This window comes from Aeromonas sp. FDAARGOS 1408, from assembly GCF_019048665.1.
Taxonomy (GTDB): Bacteria; Pseudomonadota; Gammaproteobacteria; order Enterobacterales; family Aeromonadaceae; genus Aeromonas; species Aeromonas dhakensis.
In genome coordinates this window covers 3,728,700-3,753,461 of record NZ_CP077394.1, presented here as the reverse complement: position 1 = coordinate 3,753,461, position 24,762 = coordinate 3,728,700, and the positions used below count along the sequence as shown (strand labels likewise).

22 protein-coding genes are annotated in these 24,762 nt (G+C 63.6%); 9 read left to right on the top strand and 13 right to left on the bottom strand.

All coding sequences use genetic code 11. The features are described 5' to 3' along the window. Window positions 1-13: 13 nt before the first annotated feature. Together I6L38_RS17280 and tldD are read left to right on the top strand one after the other, a co-directional pair. Window positions 14-820, top strand: a complete 807-nt coding sequence (locus I6L38_RS17280; protein ID WP_216988783.1) for a carbon-nitrogen hydrolase family protein — start codon at window positions 14-16, stop codon at window positions 818-820. A 149-nt stretch (window positions 821-969) separates the two neighbouring features. After that, window positions 970-2,418: a metalloprotease TldD gene (tldD, locus tag I6L38_RS17275; RefSeq protein ID WP_201971479.1), complete on the top strand. Its 1,449-nt coding sequence runs from the start codon at window positions 970-972 to the stop codon at window positions 2,416-2,418. A 120-nt stretch (window positions 2,419-2,538) separates the two neighbouring features. Here tldD and I6L38_RS17270 read toward each other — a convergent pair whose 3' ends face one another. The 3 genes from I6L38_RS17270 to I6L38_RS17260 form a co-directional block, all read right to left on the bottom strand. After that, complete coding sequence (locus I6L38_RS17270; protein WP_005308127.1) at window positions 2,539-2,742, bottom strand: hypothetical protein; 204 nt, start codon at window positions 2,740-2,742, stop codon at window positions 2,539-2,541. Between the two features lie 160 nt (window positions 2,743-2,902). Next, window positions 2,903-3,619 carry a MarC family NAAT transporter gene (locus tag I6L38_RS17265; protein WP_201882111.1) on the bottom strand — a complete coding sequence of 239 codons (717 nt, stop codon included), beginning with the start codon at window positions 3,617-3,619 and terminating at the stop codon, window positions 2,903-2,905. A gap of 135 nt (window positions 3,620-3,754) precedes the next feature. Continuing rightward, window positions 3,755-5,071 carry an MFS transporter gene (locus tag I6L38_RS17260; RefSeq protein ID WP_010635359.1) on the bottom strand — a complete coding sequence of 439 codons (1,317 nt, stop codon included), beginning with the start codon at window positions 5,069-5,071 and terminating at the stop codon, window positions 3,755-3,757. A gap of 232 nt (window positions 5,072-5,303) precedes the next feature. Here I6L38_RS17260 and I6L38_RS17255 point away from each other — a divergent pair, with 232 nt between their 5' ends. Continuing rightward, window positions 5,304-5,978 (top strand): adenine nucleotide alpha hydrolase, encoded by a 675-nt coding sequence (locus tag I6L38_RS17255; RefSeq protein WP_201882110.1) that lies wholly within the window; start codon window positions 5,304-5,306, stop codon window positions 5,976-5,978. On the opposite strand, the gene I6L38_RS17250 is transcribed toward I6L38_RS17255, so the two are convergent. Genes I6L38_RS17250 through I6L38_RS17230 form a run of 5 tightly spaced genes read right to left on the bottom strand, consistent with a single transcriptional unit; the run spans window position 5,975 to window position 12,456 of the window. Further along, the gene (locus I6L38_RS17250) at window positions 5,975-7,177 is read right to left on the bottom strand and encodes an HD-GYP domain-containing protein (protein WP_019840512.1); all 1,203 of its coding nucleotides are present in this window, start codon (window positions 7,175-7,177) and stop codon (window positions 5,975-5,977) included. The two genes, I6L38_RS17255 and I6L38_RS17250, sit on opposite strands and share 4 nt — an antisense overlap. After that, entirely contained in the window at window positions 7,116-9,776 is a 2,661-nt protein-coding gene (locus tag I6L38_RS17245) for a response regulator (protein WP_201882109.1), read from the bottom strand. The genes I6L38_RS17250 and I6L38_RS17245 overlap by 62 nt, the downstream gene beginning before the upstream one ends. Next, window positions 9,777-10,847, bottom strand: a complete 1,071-nt coding sequence (locus I6L38_RS17240) for an ATP-binding SpoIIE family protein phosphatase (RefSeq protein WP_043170671.1) — start codon at window positions 10,845-10,847, stop codon at window positions 9,777-9,779. Between the two features lie 5 nt (window positions 10,848-10,852). Beyond that, a complete protein-coding gene (locus I6L38_RS17235; RefSeq protein ID WP_216988782.1) occupies window positions 10,853-11,224 on the bottom strand; it encodes an anti-anti-sigma factor in 372 nt (123 codons plus the stop codon). 11 nt (window positions 11,225-11,235) lie between these two features. Further along, window positions 11,236-12,456: a PAS domain-containing protein gene (locus I6L38_RS17230; protein WP_010635353.1), complete on the bottom strand. Its 1,221-nt coding sequence runs from the start codon at window positions 12,454-12,456 to the stop codon at window positions 11,236-11,238. Between the two features lie 141 nt (window positions 12,457-12,597). Between I6L38_RS17230 and I6L38_RS17225 the strand changes: the two genes are divergently transcribed. Continuing rightward, on the top strand, window positions 12,598-13,290 hold the full coding sequence (locus I6L38_RS17225) for an AraC family transcriptional regulator (protein ID WP_216988781.1): 693 nt from the start codon (window positions 12,598-12,600) through the stop codon (window positions 13,288-13,290). Here the strand turns inward: I6L38_RS17225 and I6L38_RS17220 are convergent. Beyond that, window positions 13,256-13,675: a nuclear transport factor 2 family protein gene (locus I6L38_RS17220; RefSeq protein WP_216988780.1), complete on the bottom strand. Its 420-nt coding sequence runs from the start codon at window positions 13,673-13,675 to the stop codon at window positions 13,256-13,258. The genes I6L38_RS17225 and I6L38_RS17220 overlap by 35 nt on opposite strands. Before the next feature lie 215 nt (window positions 13,676-13,890). Here I6L38_RS17220 and aphA point away from each other — a divergent pair, with 215 nt between their 5' ends. Next, window positions 13,891-14,601, top strand: a complete 711-nt coding sequence (aphA, locus tag I6L38_RS17215) for an acid phosphatase AphA (protein WP_216988779.1) — start codon at window positions 13,891-13,893, stop codon at window positions 14,599-14,601. A gap of 63 nt (window positions 14,602-14,664) precedes the next feature. Here aphA and I6L38_RS17210 read toward each other — a convergent pair whose 3' ends face one another. Next, the gene (locus tag I6L38_RS17210; RefSeq protein WP_216988778.1) at window positions 14,665-15,510 is read right to left on the bottom strand and encodes a neutral zinc metallopeptidase; all 846 of its coding nucleotides are present in this window, start codon (window positions 15,508-15,510) and stop codon (window positions 14,665-14,667) included. 101 nt (window positions 15,511-15,611) lie between these two features. Beyond that, on the bottom strand, window positions 15,612-15,875 hold the full coding sequence (locus I6L38_RS17205; protein WP_194760372.1) for a hypothetical protein: 264 nt from the start codon (window positions 15,873-15,875) through the stop codon (window positions 15,612-15,614). Between the two features lie 172 nt (window positions 15,876-16,047). On the opposite strand from I6L38_RS17205, the gene I6L38_RS17200 reads away from it, so the two are divergent. Together I6L38_RS17200 and I6L38_RS17195 are read left to right on the top strand one after the other, a co-directional pair. Further along, window positions 16,048-16,869 carry an HDOD domain-containing protein gene (locus I6L38_RS17200; RefSeq protein WP_216988777.1) on the top strand — a complete coding sequence of 274 codons (822 nt, stop codon included), beginning with the start codon at window positions 16,048-16,050 and terminating at the stop codon, window positions 16,867-16,869. Between the two features lie 117 nt (window positions 16,870-16,986). After that, window positions 16,987-17,508 (top strand): GNAT family N-acetyltransferase, encoded by a 522-nt coding sequence (locus I6L38_RS17195; protein ID WP_216988776.1) that lies wholly within the window; start codon window positions 16,987-16,989, stop codon window positions 17,506-17,508. A 110-nt stretch (window positions 17,509-17,618) separates the two neighbouring features. Here the strand turns inward: I6L38_RS17195 and I6L38_RS17190 are convergent, their stop codons facing one another. Together I6L38_RS17190 and I6L38_RS17185 are read right to left on the bottom strand one after the other, a co-directional pair. Further along, window positions 17,619-17,795, bottom strand: a complete 177-nt coding sequence (locus tag I6L38_RS17190; protein WP_005308161.1) for a hypothetical protein — start codon at window positions 17,793-17,795, stop codon at window positions 17,619-17,621. Between the two features lie 474 nt (window positions 17,796-18,269). Then, a complete protein-coding gene (locus I6L38_RS17185; protein ID WP_005308162.1) occupies window positions 18,270-19,547 on the bottom strand; it encodes a sodium:proton antiporter in 1,278 nt (425 codons plus the stop codon). Between the two features lie 203 nt (window positions 19,548-19,750). Here I6L38_RS17185 and metH point away from each other — a divergent pair, with 203 nt between their 5' ends. Beyond that, entirely contained in the window at window positions 19,751-23,434 is a 3,684-nt protein-coding gene (gene metH, locus I6L38_RS17180) for a methionine synthase (protein WP_216988775.1), read from the top strand. 225 nt (window positions 23,435-23,659) lie between these two features. Further along, complete coding sequence (gene rimK, locus I6L38_RS17175; RefSeq protein ID WP_005308166.1) at window positions 23,660-24,556, top strand: 30S ribosomal protein S6--L-glutamate ligase; 897 nt, start codon at window positions 23,660-23,662, stop codon at window positions 24,554-24,556. Window positions 24,557-24,762 lie beyond the last annotated feature (206 nt).

Below are 24,762 nucleotides of genomic sequence, written 5' to 3'. Positions count from 1 at the left end.
CAAGGAGAGAACCATGTGGTTAGCCGCAATACAGCTGGTATCAGGCCGTCACTGGCAGGATAACCGGGAGCAGATCGCCGCCGAGCTGGCCCTGTTGCCCAGGGAGCGGCCGCTGCTGGTACTGCTGCCGGAGAACTTCGCCCTGTTTGGCGAGCGACAGGGCTATCTGGACGGGGCCGAGACCATAGGTGAGGGCCCGATCCAGCAGCAGCTGGCCGAATGGGCCCGTGACTACGGCATCTGGCTGGTGGCCGGGGCCATGCCGACCACCATCGCCGGTTCCGACCATATCCACACCAGTACCCTGGTGTTCGATCCCAGCGGCGAGCGCAAGGGCCACTACCACAAGATCCACCTGTTCGACGTGGACGTGGCGGACAATCACGGCCGCTATCGGGAGTCGGAGACCTTCAGCCCCGGCGAGGAGCCTGTGCTGGTGGACTCCCCGTTTGGTCCCCTCGGCCTCTCGATCTGTTATGATCTGCGCTTTCCCGAACTGTACCGCCGGCTGGCCCGCGCCGGCGCCCGCGTGCTGCTGGTGCCTGCCGCCTTCACCGCCGTGACCGGCGAGGCGCACTGGGAGCCGCTGCTGAGGGCCCGCGCCATCGAGAACCAGTGCTACGTGGTGGCCGCCAATCAGGGCGGCACCCACGAGACGGGGCGCCAGACCTGGGGGCACAGCATGGTGATCGACCCCTGGGGCCGGGTGCTGGCCAGCCTGGACAGCGGGCGCGGCACCGTGCTGGCACCGCTGGACCAAAGTCTTATGGACGAACTGCAACGCACCATGCCGGTGCTGGGTCATGCCCGTCTGCTATGAACATGTGCAGGTTCGATTCGCCCTGTGGCGGGGGATCGGACGCTTGCAAACCCGATGGTGGGTTGGACGTCCGCTGACGTTTCGCCAAGTGAACCCAGGGTCGGGGATTTAACCGTTACGACATCTCGCATCGAGAGTGGAGAGAAAGATTGAGTCTATTGAGCCAGGTTAGTGCCTCCCTGTTGGCCCCGAACGATCTCGACGAAGGGCGCCTGCAGCAGCTGCTCGGCAGCCTGATGAGCCATCAGGTGGAGTTCGGCGACCTCTATTTCCAGCGCAGCTGGCACGAGTCCTGGATGCTGGAGGACGGCATCGTCAAGGATGGCAGCTACAACATCGATCAGGGGGTGGGGGTGCGCGCCGTCAGCGGCGAGAAGACTGGTTTCGCCTACTCGGACGAACTGAGCCTGCTGGCATTGCAACAGTCGGTGACCGCCGCCCGTGGCATCGCGGCCGCCGGTGCGCAGGGCAAGGTGAAGGCGTGGGCCAGAACCTCGGCAAACCTGCTCTACCCGGCGCTGGATCCGCTGCAGACCCTCGACAAGCAGCAGAAGATCGCCCTGCTGGAGCAGATGGACAAGTTCGCCAGAAGCCTGGATCCCGCCATCAATCAGGTGATGGCCTCCATCAGCGGTGTCTATGAAGAGGTGCTGGTGGCCGCCACCGATGGCACCCTGGCCGCCGACGTGCGCCCCCTGGTGCGCCTCTCGGTGACCGTCATCGCCGAAAAGGGCGAGCGTCGCGAACGCGGCAGTGCCGGTGGCGGTGGCCGCTTCGGCTACGACTATTTCCTCGAACTGGACGGGCTGGAGAGCCGGGCGTTTGGCTATGTGCGCGAGGCGGTGCGCCAGGCGCTGGTCAACCTCGATGCCATCGATGCGCCGGCCGGCACCATGCCGGTGGTGCTCGGTGCCGGCTGGCCCGGCGTGCTGCTGCACGAGGCGGTGGGCCACGGTCTGGAGGGGGATTTCAACCGCAAGGGTTCCTCTGCCTTTGCCGGCCGCATCGGTGAGCAGGTGGCCTCCAAACACTGCACCATCGTCGATGACGGCACCCTGCCGGGTCGGCGCGGCTCCGTCTCCATCGACGACGAGGGGACACCGGGCGGCTACAACGTGCTGATCGAGAACGGCATTCTCAAGGGCTATCTGCAGGACAAGCAGAACGCCCGTCTAATGGGCGTGCCGCTCACCGGCAACGGGCGCCGCGAATCCTACGCCGCCCTGCCGATGCCGCGTATGACCAACACCTACATGCTGGCGGGTCAGTACGATCCGGCCGAGATCATCGCCTCGGTGAAGAAGGGCATTTACGCCCCCAACTTCGGCGGCGGTCAGGTGGATATCACCTCCGGCAAGTTCGTCTTCTCCGCCTCCGAGGCCTACCTCATCGAGGATGGCAAGATCACCGCGCCCATCAAGGGGGCGACCCTGATCGGCAACGGCCCCGAGGCGATGAGCCAGGTTTCCATGGTGGGCAAGGATCTCGCGCTGGATCGCGGGGTCGGGGTCTGTGGCAAGGAGGGGCAGAGTGTGCCGGTCGGTGTCGGCCAGCCCACCCTCAAGCTGGATCAGCTCACCGTGGGCGGCACCCAGTAAGGGCAGTGAGCGGTACTCCCGTGATCGTCAAACCCCGGCCAGGTGCCGGGGTTTTGCTATCAGGGGTCATGGGAAACAAAAAGCCCCGGCAAGGGCCGGGGCTGCAGATGCGAAGCTCGGTCAGTTGACTGAAATGGCGCGGGCGTCGATGAAGAAGCGCGCGTTGCCTTGTTGGTCGACCCTGATCTGGGCAACCAGACGATCGCTCTGTTTGTACTCCCACCGGCTCTTGATCCGGGTCAGAGCGGGGCTGGCGGCACCGACCACGTTCAGATATTCATGAAACAGGCTGTAGCTTCCAATCTCGGTCAGCATCTTTTCCATTTGCACATCTCCTGAAGTGAGTGGGTGTCCATCCACAAACCTACCAAGCACACTCTGAATCGAATCTGTATAAAAAACAAACTAACTCATTTGTGTGTCAGCAACATGATCAGGCGCAAGATCAGAGCCGATTTTTGCGCATTTATGACACCGTTTTCAGTCAGGGCTGGCGCGGATCCTGCAATTGATCAAGGGTGCCGGATACGTGTGGCAACGCGGGTGCCATTTGTACCGCCGGCGCACTGTGGAACACCGGATCCTGCGCCACCTCCTTGATGCCGTTGATGCAGAACTGCATACCCATGCAGACCAGCAAGAAGCCCATGATCCGGGTCATGGCGTCGATGCCGGTGGCGCCCAGGATCTTGCAGACCGGATCCGCCAGCTTGAGCACGCCCCAGCTGAGCAGGCTCATCAGGGCGAAGGCGGTGACCATGGCGGCATAGATGGTGAAGCGGTTGTATTCGTCCGGCAGCTCGGCGATCTGGGCGGCGCCGCTGATCACCAGCGCCATGGTACCCGGCCCGCACATGCTGGGCATGGTGAGCGGCACGAAGGCGATGCTCTGGTTGATGTCGACTCCGTCCGCCTGGCTGGGGGCCGGGAACAGCATGCGAAAGCCGATGAAGGCAATGATGAGACCGCCGGCCAGGCGCAGGCCGGGAATGGAGATCCCGAACAGATCCAGGATGGAGGAGCCGATGAAGAAGCTGACACAGAGGGTGGCAAACAGATAGATGGCGGCCAGGTTGATCTGGCGGCGCACGTGTTCGCGCGACATCCCCTTGCTCAGCCCCAGCAGCAGGGTGGCCGTGGTGGGCGGGTTGACCATGGGCAGCAGCGCCAGCAAGGCGAGAAATACGACCTGAAAGAACATCATGAACCTCGAATGACTGGGGGGCGGAGTAGTCCCGGGCCGTCGAGGGGCCCGAGAGGGAGGCTATCTTATGTCGGCCGACCTGAACACAGGCGGTATGAAAAAAGCCCCGCACTGGGCGGGGCTCAGGAGGATTCAGGCGGCCTGCGGCGCGCTCTGGCGCTGACTGCGCTGCTGCAGCCAGAGCCACAGGCCGATGGCAAAGCCCAGCACCGACAGGCTGACCACATAGTGGGAGGGGGCCAGCATGTCGCTCTTCATCCACAGGGTCACCAGCATGGGGGTGAGGCCGCCGAAGATGGCGTAGGCCACGTTGTAGGAGAACGACAGCCCGGAAAAGCGCACCACCGCCGGGAAGGCGTTGACCATGACGTAGGGCACGGCGCCGACGATCCCTACCGCAAAACCGGCCAGGACATAGAGCGGCACCAGCTGGCTGGTGTCACTCGCCAGCCCGTGATAGAAGGCGTAGCTGGCGCCAGCCAGCAGCAATGAACCCAGCATGAAGGTGGGGCCGCTGCCGAGGGCATCGATGAGCCGGCCATAGACGATGCAACCCAGCGTCAGGGCCAGGATGGCCAGCGAGTTGGCGGTCAGTGCATCGGCCGGGCTGATGCCGTGCACCTTCTGCAGGTAGGTGGGGGTCATCAGGATCACCACCACTATGCCGGCGGAGAGCAGCCAGGTGAGCAGCATGGAAATCACGACGCTGCCCTTGTGGCTGCGCAGCACCGTCTTGAGTGGCAGCTCTTCCGCCAGCGCCTTGTTGGCCTGCATCTCGGCAAAGACCGGGGTCTCGTGCAGCCAGCGGCGCAGGTACATGGCGACGATGCCGAACACCCCGCCAAGCACGAAGGCCAGACGCCAGCCCCAGTCGCTCACCTCGCTCGGGCTCATGCCGCGGTTGATGGCGGTGGCCACCAGGGAGCCGAGCAGGATGCCGGCCGTCAATCCCGCGGTGAGGGTGCCGCAGGCGACCCCGATCCGGCGGGCGGGTACGTGCTCCGCGACGAACACCCAGGCGCCGGGCACTTCACCCCCGATGGCGGCCCCTTGCAGGATCCGCAGCAGCAGCAACAGCAGGGGGGCGGCGATGCCGAGCACGGCGTAGGTGGGCAGCAGGCCGATCAGCAGGGTGGGCAGCGCCATCATGATGATGCTCAGGGTGAACATCCGCTTGCGGCCGATGAGATCGCCAAAGTGAGCCATGATGATGCCGCCCAGCGGACGAGCCAGATAGCCAGCGGCGAAGATGCCGAAGGTCTGGAACTGGCGCAGCCACTCGGGAATGTCGGCGGGGAAGAAGAGCTCGCCGATCACCACGGCGAAGAAGACGAAGATGATGAAGTCGTAAAATTCGAGGGCACCGCCCAGCGCCGCCAGGCTCAGGGTCTTGTAGTCCTGTCGGTTGAGGGGACGGCTGTGGTCGTAAGCTTGCGTGACTGTCGTCATATCCTTATGTTTCCCATCGTCTTTTTAGTTATTGTTCCCCATCCTTGCAGGGGACACGCTCACTACCGAGGGTATGCTTTTGCATCCCGACCTGTAAATCGCACAATTCGCAACACTGTCTTGCAGCTTTTTGGTGCGGCAAGGCGAGGGCGGGCAACGCGCCTGGGGCGAATGACAACCAAGGTGCGCCGGCTGGCCGCCAGTGCCCGGCCACCGGATTGCTGGAGATATCATGACGAAGACCAAGGTGCTGCTCTCCTGGAGCAGCGGCAAGGACAGCGCCTGGGCGCTGCACACACTGCGGCAGGATCCTGCCATCGAGGTGGTGGGCCTGTTCACCACCCTCAACCAGGCGTTCGAGCGGGTGGCCATGCACGGGGTGCGCAAGCAGTTGCTGCTGGCGCAGGCCGAGTGCGTGGGATTGCCGCTGACCACCATCGACCTGCCCTGGCCCTGCAGCAATGAGGATTACGCCCGCATCATGACCGACTTCATCGCCGACGTGGTGGCGCAAGGGATCCGCCACATGGCGTTCGGCGATCTCTTTCTCGAAGACGTGCGTGCCTATCGGGAGCGGCAGCTGGCGGGGACGGGGATCACGCCGTTGTTTCCGCTGTGGGGCAGCAAGACAGGCGAGCTGGCGCACCAGATGATGGCGGCAGGGCTCAGGGCCAGGATCAGCACCCTGGATCCGCGCAAGCTGCCTGCCACCCTCGGCGGGCATGAGTTTGATGCGGCCTTGCTGGCGGCGCTGCCCGACGGGGTGGACCCGTGCGGCGAGAACGGCGAGTTTCATACCCTGGCCTGGGATGGCCCCATGTTCCGCCAACCGCTGGCCATCCGGACCGGCGAGACGGTGGAGCGGGACGGCTTCGTCTTCACCGATCTGCTGCCCGCCACCACCTAGTCGCGGTTGGCCTCCCGCTCGCCCTTGTCGTCGTTGTAGCGCAGGGCGATCTCGTGGAACTGCTGGTGGATGGAGGCAAAGGCGTCCGTGATGTCGGGGTCGAAGTGGTTGCCCCGCCCCGCCAGTATGATGGGCACCACCTCCTGGTGGGACATGGCGGCCTTGTAGCAGCGCTTGCTGATGAGGGCGTCGTACACGTCGGCCAGCGCCATCAGCCGGGCCGAGAGGGGGATCTCGTCGCCGATCAGACCGTAGGGATAACCGGTGCCGTCCCACTTCTCGTGGTGGTAGCAGGCGATCTCCTTGGCCAGCCGCAGGAATTCCACCTCCACCCCGAGCGCCTCCTCGGCGTGGACGATGGCCTCCTTGCCGAGGATGGAGTGGTGCTTCATCTGGGCAAACTCCTCTTCATCCAGCTTGCCGGGTTTGAGCAGGATGCGGTCCGGTACGCCGACCTTGCCGATGTCGTGCAGGGGGGCCGACTTGAACAGCAGATCTATGGTCTTGGGGGTCAGCTCGGCATGGAAGCGGGGGTGATCGCAGAGGGTCTCCGCCAGCAGCCGCACATAGTGCTGGGTACGCAATATGTGGTTGCCGGTCTCGTTGTCGCGGGTTTCGGCCAGCGAGGCGAGTGAGTGGATGGTGATGTTCTGGATCAGCTCGTTCTCCCGGGTGCGCCGCTCCACCTCCTGCTCCAGATAGGCGTTCTGATCGTGCAGCAGATCCCGCGCTGTTTTCAGCTCCAGGTGGTTTCTGACCCTGGCCAGCACGATGGCGGGGGAGATCGGCTTGTGGATGTAGTCGACGGCCCCGAGTGCCAGGCCGTGCGCCTCCGCGCTCTCCTCCACCTGGGCGGTCAGGAAGATCACCGGGATCTCCCGCGCCTGCGGCATCTCCTGCAGTGCCTGCATCACCTGGTAGCCATCCATCTGGGGCATCACCACGTCGAGCAGGATCAAGTCCACCCGGGGGCCGGTCGATAGGATCTCCAGCGCCCGCTGGCCGCTGATGGCTATCTTGACCCGATAGTGGGGGCTGAGCAGGGCGCTGAGCAGGGAGAGGTTCTCCGGCGTGTCGTCGACCACCAGCAGGGTGGGTTTGGTATCTGGATCCAGCAAGTTGAGCATGATGGTGCCCTCACTCTTGGTTGAACAGATCGGGTCTGAGGGCCCGGACTTGTTGCAGATGAGCCAGTGCATCGTCGAAACGAAAACGGCTCATGGCCTCACCGATGGCTGGCGCTCTCTCCCCCAGCAGGGGAGTGAGCCGGGCCTGATGGCGCTGAAACAGGGTGAAGGCTTCGGCATCATCCTCCAGCAGCAGCCCGGTGAGCCGGTTCAGCAGGGGAGCGGTATCGATCTTCTCCTGTTCTGGCTGCTCGGGTACTTCGTCTGGCAGCAACTGCAGCAGCCCCTGCGCCAGTTGTGCTTGCAGTTGCAGCCCCTGTTCTACCAGTGGCAGCAGAGCGGCAGCCTCGTCGCCCCGGGTGATGGCGTTTTCCAGTGTGGCCGCGATCTCCTGCAATGATTCGGCGCCCAGGGTGGCCGCTATTCCCTTGAGGGTATGGGCATGCCGGTGTGCCTCTTCCCGTTCGTCTGCCTGCAAAGCGGTCAGCAGGCTTGCCATGGGTTGCGTACCCTGCTGGGCGAAGCGCAGCAGCAGATCCTGATACCAGCCCCAGTTGTTCATCAGCCGCTGCAAGGCCCGCTCGGCATTGAGCCCGAGCTCGCACAGCTGTGGCAGCAACGACGATGCCGGGGGCGGTTGCGACGTTTTGAATCTGGCCCCGACCTCGCGGCTGAAGGAGGTTGCCCAGCGTTGCAGGGCGTCATAGAGCTTGTCGGGATCGATAGGCTTGGCGATGTGATCGTCCATGCCGGCGGCGAGGCAGCGCTCGCGATCGCCGGCCATGACGTTGGCGGTCATCGCCAGGATCGGAATGTGTTGCCCGGTTCCCTCCTGCTGGCGCAGTTGCCGGGTGGCGGCCAGCCCATCCATCACCGGCATTTGCATGTCCATCAGGATCAGGTCGTAGAGGGCCTTGGTCGCCATATCCAGGGCGATGGCACCATTGCTGGCCACGCTCACTTTGGCGCCGACCGCCTGCAGCAGCTCCAGCGCCACCTGTTGATTGAGCTCGTTGTCTTCCGCCAGCAGGATCCGCAGACCGTCGAAGCGATAGTGATGGGTCGCCTGATGCTTGAAGGAGAGGGTCGCGGCCTGTTGCCCGAACAGGCCGATGACGGTATCGAACAGCACGGAGGCGCAGACCGGCTTGACCAGTACCCGATCAAAACCGGCAGCATCGGCCTCGCGAAAGATCTCCTCGCGCCCGTAGCCGGTCACCATGACCCGGTAGGGGCGCCGGCCCGCACCTCGGGCGATGAGACGACGCCCCGTCTCGATGCCGTCCAGTCCCGGCATGCGCCAGTCCAGCAGCACCACCTCATAGGGGGTTCCCTGCTGCTCGGCATCCGCGATCATCTGCAGGGCTTGTTGGCCGGACTCTGCAGTGTCCACCACAAAGCTCATGCCGCGCAGCAGGGCGGCCAGTATGGTACGGGCACTGGCGCTGTCGTCGGCCACCAGCATGCGGCGGCCGCGTAGATCCAGGCTCGGCAGATAGCGGGATCTGCGCCTGCCGCGGCCGAGCCTGGCGGTGAACCAGAAGGTGCTGCCCTGGCCCGGCTCGCTCTGCACGCCCACCTCGCCCCCCATCAGGCCCGCCAGCTTGCGGCAAATGGCAAGGCCAAGCCCGGTGCCGCCGTACTTGCGGGTGGTGGAGCTGTCCGCCTGCTGGAAGGACTGGAACAGCCGCTGCTGCTGCTCCTGGCTCATGCCGATCCCGGTATCCTGCACCGAGCAGTGCAGCAGCACCTCCTGCGGCAGCTTCTCCAGACAGCGGACCTTGACCAGGATCTCTCCCTGCTCGGTGAACTTGACCGCGTTGTTGGCGTAGTTGATGAGGATCTGGCCGAGACGCAGGGGATCGCCATAGAGCAGGGTGTCGAGCTGGTGGTCGACCTCGAACAACAGCTCTATGCCCTTGGCTTCTGCCTTTTCACCCACCAGGGTGGCGAGGTTTTCCAGCACGTGGTCGAGATCGAACTCGATCCGTTCCAGATCCAGCTTGCCCGCCTCGATCTTCGAGAAATCCAGGATGTCGTTGATGATGCCGAGCAGGTGCTGCGCGGCACGCTGGATCTTGCTGACATAGTCGAGCTGCTGCGGATCGAGCCGGGTCTGCAGGGCGAGGTGGGACATGCCGAGGATGGCGTTCATGGGGGTGCGGATCTCGTGGCTCATGTTGGCGAGAAATTCGCTTTTGGCCCGGGTCGCGCTCTCCGCCAGTTCATAGGCCTGCTCCAGCTCCTGGTTCTTGGCCTGCATCACTGCAAACAGCTCTTCCCGAGTCGGTTCGGCGAACTGCTGCTGCATCTGTTGTTGCCGCCCGGCATCTGGCCAGTGCGGCAACCGGCAGACCAGGGCGAGGAGATTGTCGGCGTGCACCTCCAGCCGGATGCTGCCCGGATGCATGTCGGCAGGGGCGGGGGAGAGCGGGACATCGGCCGTGAGGGTGAGCCATAGCTCCTGCGCCTCTGGTTCCAGCCACAGCTGCAGTTGCAGTGGATCCGAGGTCGTCATCAGCTGGCGCACCAGCTCTGAGGTTGCCCCTGCCAGCGGGGCAACGAAGGTCGGCGATTTGTCGAGGCAGGTGAGCACCTGGATCACCTTGCGCCGGGCGGTGAGGGCCGCCGCAGGGCCGGACAACAGGGTTTCACCGATCAGTTGCCGCATCTACTTCTCCTCTGCCGGCAGCACGCGCAACACGATGCAGCTGGCATCGTCGGTGCTGCGGCCGCTGTGGGCGATGACCTGGTGGGCCAGCGTGGCGGGCTCGGCGGCAAGATCCAGTGCGCCGTCGCGCAGGTTGAGGGATTCGCTGATGCCGTCCGAGTAGAGCATCACCACGTCTCCGGCGACGAGGGGCTGGCGCTGCAGCAGGGGGGTGGGGAAACGCTCTCCCAGCACCCCGTCGCGGGAGATGCCGCGCCAGGGGTCGTGACCGCGCAGACAGATGCGAGTATTGCCGATGCCGGCATAGCTCAGTTCACCCCGCTCGCCGTTGACCAGCGCCACGCCGGCGGCGGCGCCCCGGGTACCGATGCAGCGCTGGTGCAGCAGTTGCAGCAGACGGGCGGGTTCCTGTTCACGGGTCTGCTGCAACGTCGCCTCCAATATCTGTACCAGCTGGTTGGCAGAGGCGCCGTGACCGCTCACGTCGATCAGGACCAGCGACACCCCCTCGGGCCCCGGCCGGATGAACGCCAGATCGCCGGAGACCCGCTCCGGGTAGCAGGGGCGGTTCTCGCTGGCCCATGCCAGGCCAAGGCCGGCATGCTGCTGCCCCGTGCACGAGAGGGGAGAAACCGGCCTTGGCTCCACGGGGGCCGCACCCAGCCACTTGCGGGCCTGCACCAGGGTACCCCCCTCCGGCGGGGTGCTGATGGTGAGTTCAGACATCATGCGCTGCACGCCGGGCAGCCCCAGCCCCAGGGTACCCGAGGTGCTGTAGTGCTCCTGCATGGCTTGATGTATGTCGGGGATGCCGGGGCCCTGATCGCGGGCGATGATGTCGATGCAGGGGCGTCCTCTGGGATGGTGGAGGGTGAGGGTGATCTCCCCCCGTTCGGCATACTTCAGGATGTTGCTGCCAAGCTCGGAGACCACGGTGGAGAGCATGGTGCGATCCACCTCGGAGAGGTCGGCGATGAAGGGGAGGCGACGCACCGCCATCACCGTCAGGTGCAGATCGATGTCGTGACGCAATGGGTAGCGGGCCTGCTGGGTGCTCAGCTCCTGCTCCATGGTGCCTACTCCTCGCCCTTGAGGGTACGGGCATGGGCGAAGGCGTCGTCCATGTCGAGAAAGCAGCGCAGCGGCCCCGGCTCGGCGTCGGCCAGCGCCAGGAAGGCGGCGATCCCCGCATTCAGCCCTACCAGCAGGCAGACGGCTCCCAGCAGGCGACACACCTCGGCCAGTTTGCGAACCTGCCGAAACTCGTGGTGATCGAGCAGCATGACCCCTGAGAAATCGAGCAGCACCGCGTGCTGGCACCCCTGCACCAGCCGCAGGGAGAGTGCCTGCGTCAGTTGCTGCATGCCTTCGTCACCGAGGTCTGGCCGCATGCTGACGACGATGCAGCCAGCCACGTCGGCGATGCCCAGATCGTTGTTGAGCAGCATGATCGGTGCTCCTAGAGGGTGGATCCGACCCGCTTGAGGGCTATCTCGAACGCATCCCGCAGGGTCGCCGTGGTGCGGATGTCACCGACCGAGACACCCAGTTCCACCATGGTACGGGCGATGGCTGGCGAGACGCCGGAGATGATGGCCTCGCACCCCATGAACTGGGTGGCCTTGGTGATCTTGATCAGCTGATTGGCGACGCCGGTGTCCACGGTGGCGACCCCGGCGATGTCCAGCACGAAGACCCGGGCCCGGGTCTCGGCTATCTTGGTCAGCGACTTGTTCATCACGTCGGCGGTGCGCATGGAGTCGATGATCCCCACCAGCGGCAGCAGCAGGATCCCGTCCCAGATGGGGGTCACCGGGGTCGACATCTCCTGCAGCGACTTGTGCAGCTCCTCGCGCACCCTGGCGGCCTCTTCGGCCTCCTCCATGGCGCGCTTGAGCTGATGATGCTGCTCCACCTGAGCCGTGATGTCGGTGGCAAACTTGACGATCTTGCTGGGTTTGCCGGTCAGATCCAGCACCGGGTTGTAGGATCCCTGGATCCAGACCTCCTGCCCCTGCTTGCCGATCCGGCAGAACTCTCCCGCCAGGTATTCGCCGCGGCGCAGGGTCTCCCAGAAGGCGCCATAATCGGCCGACTGGGCATAATCAGGGTCAACCAGCAGCCTGTGGTGTTTGCCTTTCAGCTCATCCAGCTGATAACCCACGATCTCGAGAAAGCGCGGGTTGGCATCGAGAATGGTGCCATCCAGCGAGAACTCCACCTTGCCCATGACCCGGCTCAGGGCGTTGAGCTGCCCCTCGAAATTGGCGTTGAGCTGTTTCTGCTCGGTCAGATCCATGCTGTATTCGATGATCCGGCTCAGCGCGCCCTGTTCGTCCAGCAGAGGGCTGCAACTGCCCCGCAGCCAGATGTCCCGGCCGTGCCGATCCAGCCGGTGAAACTCTCCCTCCTGCTCCCTGCCCGCCTTCAACGCCTCCCAGTGGGCGGCATGGGCAGGCGAGTCGAGCACGTCGTGCGGCAACAGCATGGCGTAATGCTGGCCCTTGAGCTCGCTTAGCTGATAGCCCATGATGGCGAGAAAACGCGGGTTGGCGTCCAGGATCTGCCCGTCAGGAGAGAGTTCGAGTCTGGCCATCAGCTGGTCGATGGCATCGAGCCTGGCCTGGGGTGAAGAGGGAGTCGCTGTGTTCGGGTGGGCAACGGCGGTGTGCACGTCCATGGCATCTCCAATAAAAGGCGCAATTGACTTGAATGTCACTAGAAAGCGTACAGCAGTTATAGCCCACCGGGGCGAGAGCGTGGGACAAGAAGTGCCGAAAGAACCTGTCTGTGGGTGGGCCTTGGGCCTGGGGGCTTCGTCATGAACCTCCTGTATCGCGACTACCCCCAGGGTGCACTCACGTCCCTTCACTATCACGAGGGCCCGCAGTTTTGCTACCTGCATCGGGGCGGTGGCGTGATCAGCAGTGAGGGGACAGGCGTGCTGCTGGTGGCGGGTCAGCTCTGTCTGATCCCGGCCGGACTTGCCCATGAGTTCAGGGTGCTGCGCCACTCCCAACTCAGTCTGGTCTATCTGGATGACCTGGATGGAGGGGGCGAGTTGACGATCCGCCAGGTGAGCCCGCTGCTGGTCGGCCTGTTCGAACGGCTGGCAGACATGGCGGAGCCGGGCCTCAGGGATGCCTATCTGACGGTACTGGCAGCCGAACTGAGACAGACGCCGGCGGCAACCGGATTCATGTTGAGCGCGGGGCTGGATGTGCGGCTGCTGCGGGTGCTGGAGCAGGTCTGCAGGCGCCCTTCCATCGAATACGGGCTCGCGGAACTGGCTGCCGGTTCAGGCGCCTCGGTGCGCACCCTCAACCGGCTGTTCAGCCAGCAACTGGGCTGCAGCTTTCGACAATGGCGGCAACAGGTGGTGATGGGTCGGGCCCGCCAGTTGCAGCAACAGGGCCAGCCGCTGTCGCGGATAGCCCTTGAGCTGGGATACGGGGATTTCAGCGCCTTTTCTCACGCCTTCAATCGCTGCTTGCGGGAACCGACGGGGCCGTGAGGCGGGAGCCGAGATCCCGGTCGGCCGGCTCCCCCGCCAGCAGGCAGGTCAGTTCATCGGTGTGGCTCAGGCGTTCGCCCTGAAAGGTAAACAGGGCGCTCACCTTGCACTCGATCCGTGCGCCGTCGTGACGCCAGGCCCGCACCCGATGCAGGGAGTGCACCCGGTTTCCCTCTGCCAGCAGCGAAACAAAACGGATCTCGCAGCGGGCCAGGCTCTGGCGCAGGGCCAACAGGTGTTGTTCAAAGGCGGCGCGATCCAGCCGCTGCTCATCCACCAGCTGGACATAGTCCGGGCAGAACCAGTGATCGAGTTCGGCCGGGGTGAAATCGGGGTCGCAGATGACCCGGTTGAGGCAGGCTTGCAGCCGTTGCTTGTAATCCATGATGGGCTCCTGAGTGGATGGGAGCGGCCAGTATGGGGCCTGTGGTCTGCTCCGACCTTGGCATCTACGCCATCCTGTTTGGCGATTGCGCCAAAATGGGGGCTTGCGGTGGTGATGCGTGCTACCTGGCCCTGTTTTGTGGCGGGTTTCACGGTTTCCTGTGCCGGCATGGGGCAGGATCGGCCCCCTGTTTCCTTCATGTGACGAGTCGTATCATGTCCGCATTGCCCCGTTTTGCCCTGCTTGCCTCCCTGGTTGCCGCCAGCCTGACCCTGCCTGCCGTGGCCGTCGAAGCTCCGGTCAGCCCTGCCGGTGTCACTGCGGTGACCCTGTCCCAGCAGGCGCCCATTCACTGGGTGTCGGTGGAGCAGATAGCCAGGAGCCTGGATGGGTTGCCGCCGATGGCGGTCGGTTTTGACATCGACGACACCCTGCTCTTCTCCAGCCCGGGGTTTTATCGCGGCAAGCAGGAGTTCTCCCCCAACGACGAGAGCTACCTGAAGAACCCGGCCTTCTGGGAGAAGATGAACAACGGTTGGGACGCCTTCAGCGTGCCGAAAGAGGTGGGCAAGGCGCTCATCGCCATGCACCTCCAGCGCGGCGATCACATCTATTTCGTTACCGGCCGTTCGGCCACCAGGACCGAGACCGTCAGCCAGACCCTGCAGCAGACCATGGGGATCCCCGTCGATCGGCTCAACCCGGTGATCTTCGCTGGTGACCAGCCGGGTCAGAACACCAAGGTGCAGTGGCTCAAGGAGAAGCAGATGAAGGTCTTCTACGGCGATGCCGATGGCGACATCAAGGCCGCACAGGAGATCGGCATTCGCGGCATCCGGCTGCTGCGCGCGGCCAACTCCACCTACCGGCCGCTGCCGCTGGCTGGCGCGTTGGGGGAGGAGGTGATCGTCAACTCCCAGTACTGATGTTTATCCCTGCATGAGAAAAGGGGCCGGATCCTGTCAGGATCCGGCCCCTTTTTTGGGCGTCTAGCGGGCGGCGAAGGTGTTGCAGCTGGCGGGCTTGCCGCTGTCGAAGCCGCGCTTGAACCAGGCGTAGCGCTGGGCCGAGCTGCCGTGGGTGAAGCTGTCCGGGATCACCCGGCCCTGGCTCTGCTGCTGCAGACGATCGTCGCCGATGGCCTGGGCGGCGTTGAGCGCCTCCTCCAGATCGCCGGTTTCCAGCACCTGTTCCCGCTCCATGTAGTGGCCCCAGACGCCGGCAAAACAGTCGGCCTGCAACTCGAGTTTGACCGACAGCTTGTTCTGCTCGGCCCGGCTCAGCCCTTGCTGCTGTTCACGCATCTTGCGCTCGATGCCGAGCAGGTTCTGCACGTGGTGGCCCACCTCGTGTGCCACCACGTAGCCCTGGGCGAAGTCGCCGTCAGCCCCCAGCTTGTCGCGCATCTCCTGATAGAAGGAGAGATCGATGTAGACGGTGCGATCCGCCGGGCAGTAGAAGGGGCCCATCACCGACTGGCCCTGGCCGCAGCCGGTCCGGGTTGCGCCGCGATAAAGCACCAGTTTGGGGGCCTGATAGCGGCTGCCGCTCTGCTGGAAGATTTCGCCCCAGGCATCCTCGGTGGAGGCAAGCATTACCGAGGTGAATCTGGCGAGGGGATCCTTGGCCGGTTGAGACATCTCCTGACGCTGGGGCTGGTTCTGGGTGGTCGGTTCGCTGAGCAGGGGGGAGAGGTCCACCCCGTAGTAGCCGGCCACCATGACCACTACCAGCAGGATCAGACGCCCCTTGCCGCCGATGGGGATGCCGCCCCCGCCGCCCTGCTGGCGCCTGTCTTCCACATTGTTGCTCTCACGGCGATCTTGCCAGCGCATATGCTTGCTCCCCTGCTGTCCGGTGGCAGTAATGATAATGGCTGGCGGGGTGGCTTGCCTAACGGGAGCAGGCCGGCGACCGGATCGCCGGCGGCGGGCGTTTATTCGGCCCAGGGCATCTCGGGCAGGGAGTCCAGAAACTGGCCGTAGCGATCGAGGTTGAAGGGGCCCTGATCCGCTTCCATCGCCATCAGTTCGGCCCCCAAGGCACAGGCGATATATTGCAGCGCCTCTTCACGGGGAGTGCCCTTCATCACCAGCCGCATCAGGGTCGCCTTGACCTGCAGCGGGTGGCCGTCGCTCAGCTGGTTGTCGACCATCTCCAGCAGGGTTTGTTCGTCGAAGAACTCGGTGGGTTCGCTCATGTGCTGTGCCTCGTCATGTCATAAAGGATGCCAGTATAGCGAGATAGCTATTAACGCATTGAAATATTTCGATAAAAACATTCGGTAGGGGCGGTTTTTGTTACCCATAATTAATGTGGGTTTGCTGTCGGCAAACGACAACCATCATAAAATCGCATGGACGGATATCAATATGCCCACCATAGACTCACTGTTATCCAAGCCCCAGAACCTGCCCAACGTGCCGGAAGTCATGCGCGAACTGGTGCAGACCTTCAACGAGAAAGAGCCGGATATCCTGCTGATTGCCAAGAAGATCAACAAGGATCCGGTGATCTCCGCCAAGCTGCTGCGGCTGGCCAACTCCGCCAAGTTTGGCGGCAGTCGCCAGGTCGCCACCGTCAACGAGGCCGTGGTGCGGCTCGGGGTCGACGTGGTGCGCAACATGGTGCTCGCCTGTGGCCTGACCGGTTCCATCAATGCGGTGCCCGGCATCGATCTCAAACATTTCTGGGGCAAGGTATTCGACGTGGCCGAACTGGCCAGACGGCTGGCCAAGCTCAAGGGCATGAAGGGGGAAGAGGTATTCACCTGCGCCCTGCTCTACGACATGGGGCGGCTCATCATGCACGTGGGGCTGCCGGAGAACATGGTGAACCACATCAAGGATCTGGAGCCCAGCAAGGGGCGCGCCAAGGCCGAGGAGCTGGTGGTCGGCTTCAACTATGCCCAGACCGGGGCCGAGATGGCCAGGCGTTGGCAATTCCCCTTGAGCATCTGCCATGCGGTGGAGTATCACTACAACCCTCTGCTGGCCAAGGAGTTATCTGTCGAGGCCGCCCTCATCCATCTGGCCATCGCCCTGGCGGCGCAGTCCGACGTGGGGGAGGAGGCGCCGCCCGAGTGGCCCACCCAGGTGGCCGAGCGGCTCGGTCTCTCGTGGCCCGATTGCGCCGCCGTGTTCGTCGCGCTGCGCGAGCAGGGCAACGGCTATGCCGGCTTGCTGGCGGCCTGACGCCACCCATTTCATCGACCAGGGCCGCACCGCGGCCCTTTTTCATGGTGACGGCCTTGCCAATGAGCAGTTGCGGGGGCAGTCTTGGGGCCTGTCTCTTCTAAGCGAGCCCTTGTCATGATCCTCTCCGAGCGCCTGGAACTGCGTGAACTGGCGGTTGCCGATGCCCCCTTCATTCTCGAACTGCTCAACGATCCCGACTTTCACCGCTACATCGGCGATCGGGGCATCCGCACCCTGCAGGATGCTGAAAACTACATCCAGCAGGGGCCGGCGGTCAGCTATGCCCGTCACGGTCACGGTCTCTACCTGGTGGCAAGGCGCAGCGACGGCGCCAAGCTCGGCATCTGCGGCCTGATCAAGCGCGATACCCTGCCTTGTGAAGACATAGGCTACGCCTTCCTGCCCGCCTGGCGCGGTCAGGGTTATGGCATCGAAGCGGCGCAGGCGGCGCTGCAGGACGGTCGGGAGCGGCTCGGCATCGAGCGAGTGGTAGCCATCGTCACCTCGGGCAACGCGCGTTCGGTGGCGCTGCTGGCCAAGCTGGGGCTGGTGCAGAGCCGGTTGGTCAAACTGGCCGAGGATACGGATGAGTGTCTGTTGCTGGAGGCTGAAGGGAGAGAGGCTTGCCCGCTCTGAAGGGCTGTGGCATGGCTGGCAGGATATCAGCAGGGCCGGGGGAGTGAGGCAAAGAGGCCGCCGTGAGTTGCGGCCTGTCTGCATCGGGCGCTGCCGGTGGGCAGGCAGGATCAGTTGAGCTCTTCGATGGAGAACTCGCCGGCAATGCCGTCACAGGAGACTGCGAAGCCGCCGCTGAAACGGGTGCTGAACTGGATCAGAAACGCATCATAGTCGTGCTCTTGCACGGGCAGGTTGATGGGCTTGCTGCGACGCAGGGGTTTGCGAGTTTGTACGCTTTTCATCATGGTATTTCTCTATATAAATTAAGTTTTTGCTCCTTGTATTGGCAAATGTCAGGTCGATGGGCGCGGTCAGCAAAATAGCGGACGAGCGCGCAGGAATACCCAGCCCGGTTCAGGGGCGTCTGCACTTTCAAGGAATGCGCCAAGGACCACGCGGATGCATGATGCTACTTGGGAGTGGGCAGATCGGGTCTGCACCGTGAGAGCCGGGCAACGCAGGCGGACAGCCTGAACGGTTCTCAGGGCGAGTAAATCAGAAGAAGGTTATGCGGGTACTGACAGGATTCATCGTGAGGTGAAGCATTGCAGGGCAAACATAAACAGGGCTGATTAACTAGCCGGCGCGCATTCTCTCCTCGACATGGGTAAAAAGCAAACAATTATTTGCAGTTTTTCCTTCACGGCCGTCTGTCGGCCACAAAAAGGGCTCCCTAAGGAGCCCTTTTTTTCATCATCAGGTGACCATCAGCCGATGGCTCAGTAGTCGCCGCAGGCCTTCTTGGCTGCGGTGATCATGGGGGTGATGGTCATGCCCTGTACCACGATGGAGAACATCACCACCGAGTAGGTCATCACCAGGATCACCTGCCGCAGGTCGACGCCGTGCTCCGGCAGCATCATGACGCCGGAGGGGAGCGCCAGCGCCATGGCCATGGCCAGCCCGCCGCGCAGACCGCCCCAGGTGAGGATCCGCACCGAAAACTTGTTGTAGCTGCGGAACTTGCGGAAGGCCACATAGGGCAGCGACACGCTGATGAAGCGGGCGGCCAGGCAGAGCGGCACCGCGATGACCAGCAAGATCCAGTCTTGCCAGGCCAGATCCAGCAGCACCAGCGCCAGACCGATCAGCAGGAACAGCAGGGCGTTGAGGAACTGGTCCATCAACTCCCAGAAGTGATCCAGGTGATGGCTGCTCTGCTCGGAGAAGCCGCTGTGACGGGTCCAGTTGCCGATCATGATGCCGGTCACCACCATGGCCAGGGCGCCGGAGACGCCGATCATGTTGGCGAAGGCGAAACCGGCGGTCGGGATGCAGAGGGTCAGCAGCAGTTCCAGCGAACCGTCATCGGTGGCGCTGATCATCACGTGAGCGATGAGACCCAGCACGGCACCGAACAGGATGCCGCCGAGGGCCTCATGCAGGAACAGGCCGGCCACGCTGCCGAAGGTGGGCTCGACGCCGCCAAACGCCACGGCAAACACGGTGGCGAAGATGACGAGGCCAACACCGTCGTTGAACAGCGACTCCCCCTCGATCTGGATGGCGATCTGGGGTGGTGCCTTCATCTTCTTGACGATGGCCAGCACGGCGATGGGGTCGGTGGGGGAGATCAGGGCACCGAACAACATGCAGTAGACCAGCGGCACGTCCCAACCCAGCAGTTTGGCGATGAACCAGAAGCCATAGCCGATGAGGAAGGTGGAGAGCAGGGTCGCCAATATGGCCAGAATGGTGATTTCCCACTTCTGGCTGCGCAGGGCTTTCAGGTTGATCCCGAGACCACCGGCGAACAGCAGGAAGCCCAGGATCCCCTTCAGCAGGAAATTCTGGAAGTCGATGCTCTCCATGGTCTTGACGGCCAGGGGTTCCAGGTTGAACCAGCCCAGCTTACCGAACAGCACCATCAGCGCGGAGATCAGCATGGAGCCCGCAGTGATGGCGATGGTGGTCTGGATCTTCACAACATACTGATTGGCAAAGGCGATAAAGATCGCCAACGCTGCCAGGAAGCAGAGTGTGTAGTAGACGCTCATAGTTATTTTTCTCTTTAGTAAACAGCAAGCACGTATCCCTATTGAGGACGGGCATAGGGTACTCTTGGGTTACATGTTACTCATTACCCATTTGTGAGTATATAGAGCGCCAATATAGACAGATAGACGGCTAGATTTCCATTTGATTTGTTTGCTGTTAGGATGCTGTTTACGCAGTTGCATGGATGTAAGAGGAACGAGCGGTGTCGAACAAAAAGTCGGATGTGACAAACAAGCTGGAAGCCTGTCTCAAGGAGCGGATCCTGATCATCGACGGGGCCATGGGCACCATGATCCAGGGCTACAAGCTCGGTGAGGCGGACTACCGGGGGGAGCGGTTTGCCGACTGGCATACCGACATCAAGGGCAACAACGATCTGCTGGTGTTGAGTCGCCCCTCTGTCATTCGCGAGATCCACGATCAGTACTGTGCCGCCGGCGCCGACATCCTCGAGACCAACACCTTCAACGCCACCCGCATCGCTATGGCCGACTACGAGATGGAAGATCTCTCGGCCGAGATCAACCGCGAGGCGGCCCGGCTGGCCCGCGCGGTGGCGGATGAGTGGACCGCCAAAGAGCCCCACAAGCCGCGCTTCGTGGCCGGGGTGCTGGGGCCCACCAACCGTACCGCCTCCATCTCGCCGGACGTGAACGACCCCGGCAAGCGCAACGTCACCTATGACCAGCTGGTGGCCGCCTACACCGAATCGACCCATGCCCTGATCGAGGGCGGTGCCGACATCATCCTGATCGAGACCATCTTCGATACCCTCAACGCCAAGGCGGCCGCCTTCGCGGTGGACCTGGTGTTCGAGGAGCTGGGCTACAGCCTGCCGGTGATGATCTCCGGCACCATCACGGACGCCTCCGGCCGCACTCTCTCGGGCCAGACTACCGAGGCCTTCTATCATTCGCTGCGTCACGTCAAACCCGTCTCCTTCGGCCTCAACTGCGCGCTGGGGCCAGATGAGCTGCGCCAGTACGTGGAGGAGCTGTCTCGCATCAGCGAAACCTTCGTGAGTGCCCACCCCAACGCCGGCCTGCCCAATGCGTTTGGCGAGTACGACCTCGATGCCGCCGAGATGGCGGAGCATATCCGCGAGTGGGCGCAAAGCGGCTTTCTCAACCTGGTGGGTGGCTGCTGCGGCACCACCCCGGCCCATATCCGCGCCATGGCGGACGCGGTGGCGGGCATCAAGCCCCGCGCCTTGCCGGACCTGCCGGTGGCTTGCCGTCTGTCGGGCCTGGAGCCCCTCATCATCACGGCGGACTCCATGTTCGTGAACGTGGGTGAGCGCACCAACGTCACCGGCTCGGCCAAGTTCAAGCGGCTCATCAAAGAGGGTCTCTACGACGAGGCGCTGGACGTCGCCAAGCAGCAGGTGGAGAACGGTGCCCAGATCATCGACATCAACATGGACGAGGGGATGCTGGACGCCGAGGCGGCCATGGTGCGCTTCCTGAACCTCATCGCCGGCGAGCCGGATATTGCCCGGGTGCCGGTGATGATCGACTCCTCCAAGTGGGAAGTGCTGGAGGCCGGTCTCAAGTGCGTGCAGGGCAAGCCGGTGGTCAACTCCATCTCCATGAAGGAGGGAGTGGACAAGTTCATCGAGCAGGCGAAACTGCTGCGCCGCTACGGCGCCGCCGTCATCGTCATGGCGTTCGACGAGGTGGGGCAGGCCGATACCCGCGCCCGCAAGTTCGAGATCTGTCAGCGCGCCTACCGCATCCTGGTGGATCAGGTGGGCTTCCCGCCGGAAGACATCATCTTCGACCCCAACATCTTCGCGGTGGCGACCGGCATCGACGAGCACAACAACTACGCGGTGGACTTCATCGACGCGGTGAAGGACATCAAGGATAACCTGCCCCACGCCATGATCTCCGGCGGTGTCTCCAACGTCTCCTTCTCGTTTAGGGGCAACGAGCCGGTGCGCGAGGCGATCCACGCCGTCTTCCTCTACCACGCCATCAAGAACGGGATGGACATGGGGATCGTCAACGCCGGCCAGCTCGCCATCTATGAAGACATCCCGGCCGAGCTCAAAGAGAAGGTCGAGGCGGTGGTGCTCAACCTCAATGACAACGCCACCGAGGAGCTGCTGGCCATCGCCGAGAAGTACCGCGGCGCAGGCGCCCAGGCCGAAGATCCGCGGGAGCAGGAGTGGCGCAGCTGGCCGGTGGGCAAGCGGCTGGAACACGCCCTGGTCAAGGGCATCACCGACTTCATCGAGGAGGACACCGAAGAGGCGCGCGCCCAGGCCGAGCGGCCGCTGCACGTCATCGAGGGGCCGCTGATGGACGGCATGAACGTGGTGGGCGATCTGTTCGGCGCCGGCAAGATGTTCCTGCCCCAGGTGGTGAAGTCGGCCCGGGTCATGAAGCGGGCGGTGGCCTACCTGCAGCCCTATATCGAGGCGGAGAAGTCCGGCGGCTCCAGCAACGGCAAGATCGTGCTCGCCACCGTGAAGGGGGACGTACACGACATCGGCAAGAACATCGTCGGCGTGGTGCTGCAGTGCAACAACTTCGAGATCATCGATCTCGGGGTCATGGTGCCTTGCGAGACCATCCTCAAGACGGCGCGGGAGGTGGGGGCTGACATTATAGGCCTGTCGGGCCTCATCACCCCGTCGCTGGACGAGATGGTGCACGTGGCCAAAGAGATGGAGCGCCAGGGCTTCAAGCTGCCGCTGCTCATCGGCGGCGCCACCACCTCCAAGGCCCACACCGCGGTGAAGATAGAGCAGAACTACTCCGAGCCCGTGGTTTATGTCTCCAACGCCTCCCGCGCCGTGGGGGTGGCCCAGAGCCTGCTCAGCCCGGATCTCAAGGAGGCGTTTGTCGCCCGCATCGACAAGGAGTACGAGATTGCCCGCGAGCAGCATGCCCGCAAGCAGCCGCGCTCGCGCCCCATCACGCTGGCGGAGGCCCGTGCCAACCGTCATCAGCTGGACTGGGTGGGCTATCAGCCACCAAAGCCCCGGGAGCCCGGCGTGCAGAAGTTCGAGAACGTACCCATCTCCGTGCTGCGCCCCTACATCGACTGGACGCCGTTCTTCCTCAGCTGGGAGCTGGCGGGCAAGTTCCCCCGCATCCTGGAAGATGAAGTGGTGGGGGAGGAGGCGACGCGCCTCTTTGCCGACGCCAACGCCATGCTGGATCAGTTGGAGAAAGATCAGAGCGTGCGCTGCGCTGGCATCATAGGCTTGTTCCCCGCCAACGCCGTGGGGGACAGCATCGAGGTCTACACCGACGAGTCGCGCACTGAAGTGAAAAAAGTGCTGCACCACCTGCGCCAGCAGAGCGAGAAGCAGGGTTTCCCCAACTACTGTCTGGCGGACTATGTGGCGCCGAAGGAGAGCGGCAAGCCCGACTGGATCGGCGCCTTCGCGGTGACCGGCGGCATCGGCGAGGAGGCCATCGCCAAGGCCTACAAGGCGGATCACGACGACTACAACGCCATCCTCATTCAGGCGGTGTGCGATCGTCTGGCAGAGGCGTTTGCCGAATACCTGCACGAGCAGGTGCGCAAAGTGCACTGGGGCTATGCCCCGGACGAGGCGCTCAGCAACGAGGAGCTGATCCGCGAGAACTATCGCGGCATACGCCCGGCACCCGGCTACCCCGCCTGCCCGGAGCACACCGAGAAGGGGAGCATCTGGGAGCTGCTGGACGTGGAGCAGGCCATCGGCATGCAGCTCACCGAGTCCTACGCCATGTGGCCGGGGGCGGCGGTGTCCGGCTGGTACTTCTCCCACCCCGACAGCAAGTACTTCGCGGTGGCCCAGATCCAGCGGGATCAGGTGGAGGACTACGCCGTGCGCAAGGGCATGACCCTGGCAGAGGCCGAACGCTGGTTGGGGCCGAACCTGCACTGAGGCGTCGGCCCGATTGATCCTCGCTGAAGGGGGTGGCATCCAGACACGGGAGACAGACCAGTCTGGTGCCGCCGTTTGACAAGCGGGTGACAGCGGGATGGCAGCGCACGTTTCTGTGTGGTTTGTCTTGTTGTCAGGAGAAACAATTGGCGTTGTCTTGGCGCTGTGGCACTTTATACTCTCCCGCCCCATCCTGCCCAGGCACTGCCTCCTAGCGGAATTGTCATGAAGATCGCCATTTTATCCCGTGAGCCGAAAAACTACTCCACCCGCCGTCTGGTCGAGGTGGCGCAGGCGCGCGGTCATCAGGTCGAGGTGCTCGACACCCTGCGCTGTTACATGAACATCGCCTCCCACAACCCCTCCATCCATTACGAAGGACGGGAGCTGGAGAGCTATGATGCGGTGATCCCGCGCATCGGGGCCAGCATCACCTTCTACGGCACCGCCGTGCTGCGCCAGTTCGAGATGATGAACACCATGGCGCTCAACAGCTCGGTGGCCATCTCCCGCTCCCGCGACAAGCTGCGGGCCATGCAACTGCTCTCCCGCCACGGCATCGGCCTGCCGGTGACCGGCTATGCCCACAGCACCCACGACGTGCCCGACCTCATCACCATGGTGGGCGGTGCGCCCCTGGTGGTGAAGCTGCTGGAGGGAACCCAGGGGATCGGCGTGGTGTTGTGCGAAACCCAGAAGGCCGCCGAGAGCGTGATCGAGGCCTTCATCCAGACCAACAACAACATCCTGGTGCAGGAGTACATCCGCGAGGCCAACGGCGCCGACATCCGCTGTCTGGTGGTCAACGGCAAGGTGGTGGCGGCCATGCGTCGCCAGGCCCAGCCGGGGGAGTTTCGCTCCAACCTGCATCGGGGCGGCACCGCCGAGGCGATCAAGATAAGCCCGGAAGAGCGGGCCACCGCGGTGCAGGCCGCCAAGATCATGGGGCTGGACGTGGCCGGGGTGGATATCCTGCGCAGTGCCCGCGGCCCGCTGGTGCTGGAGGTCAATTCCTCCCCCGGCCTGCAAGGGGTGGAGGCTGCCTCCGGCAAGGACGTGGCCGGCAAGATCATCGAGTTTCTCGAGCTCAAGGCGAGTCGCAAGCACAAGCCGGCGGAGTGACGCCAAGCCTGCCGCCAACGCATTGCAAACAGGGCGCCTTCGGGCGCCCTGTTGTTATCTGGCGGGTGCCACAGCACCCTCATCCTAAGGGAGAGGGAACAGTTCGGTGGTGCTGGGTCATCGTCGCTGTGTGGTTGTCACCGCGAGCTGCGATGGCTTGCCAGGGGGAGCCTCCCTTCTCCCACCATTTTGAATAGACGGGGAGA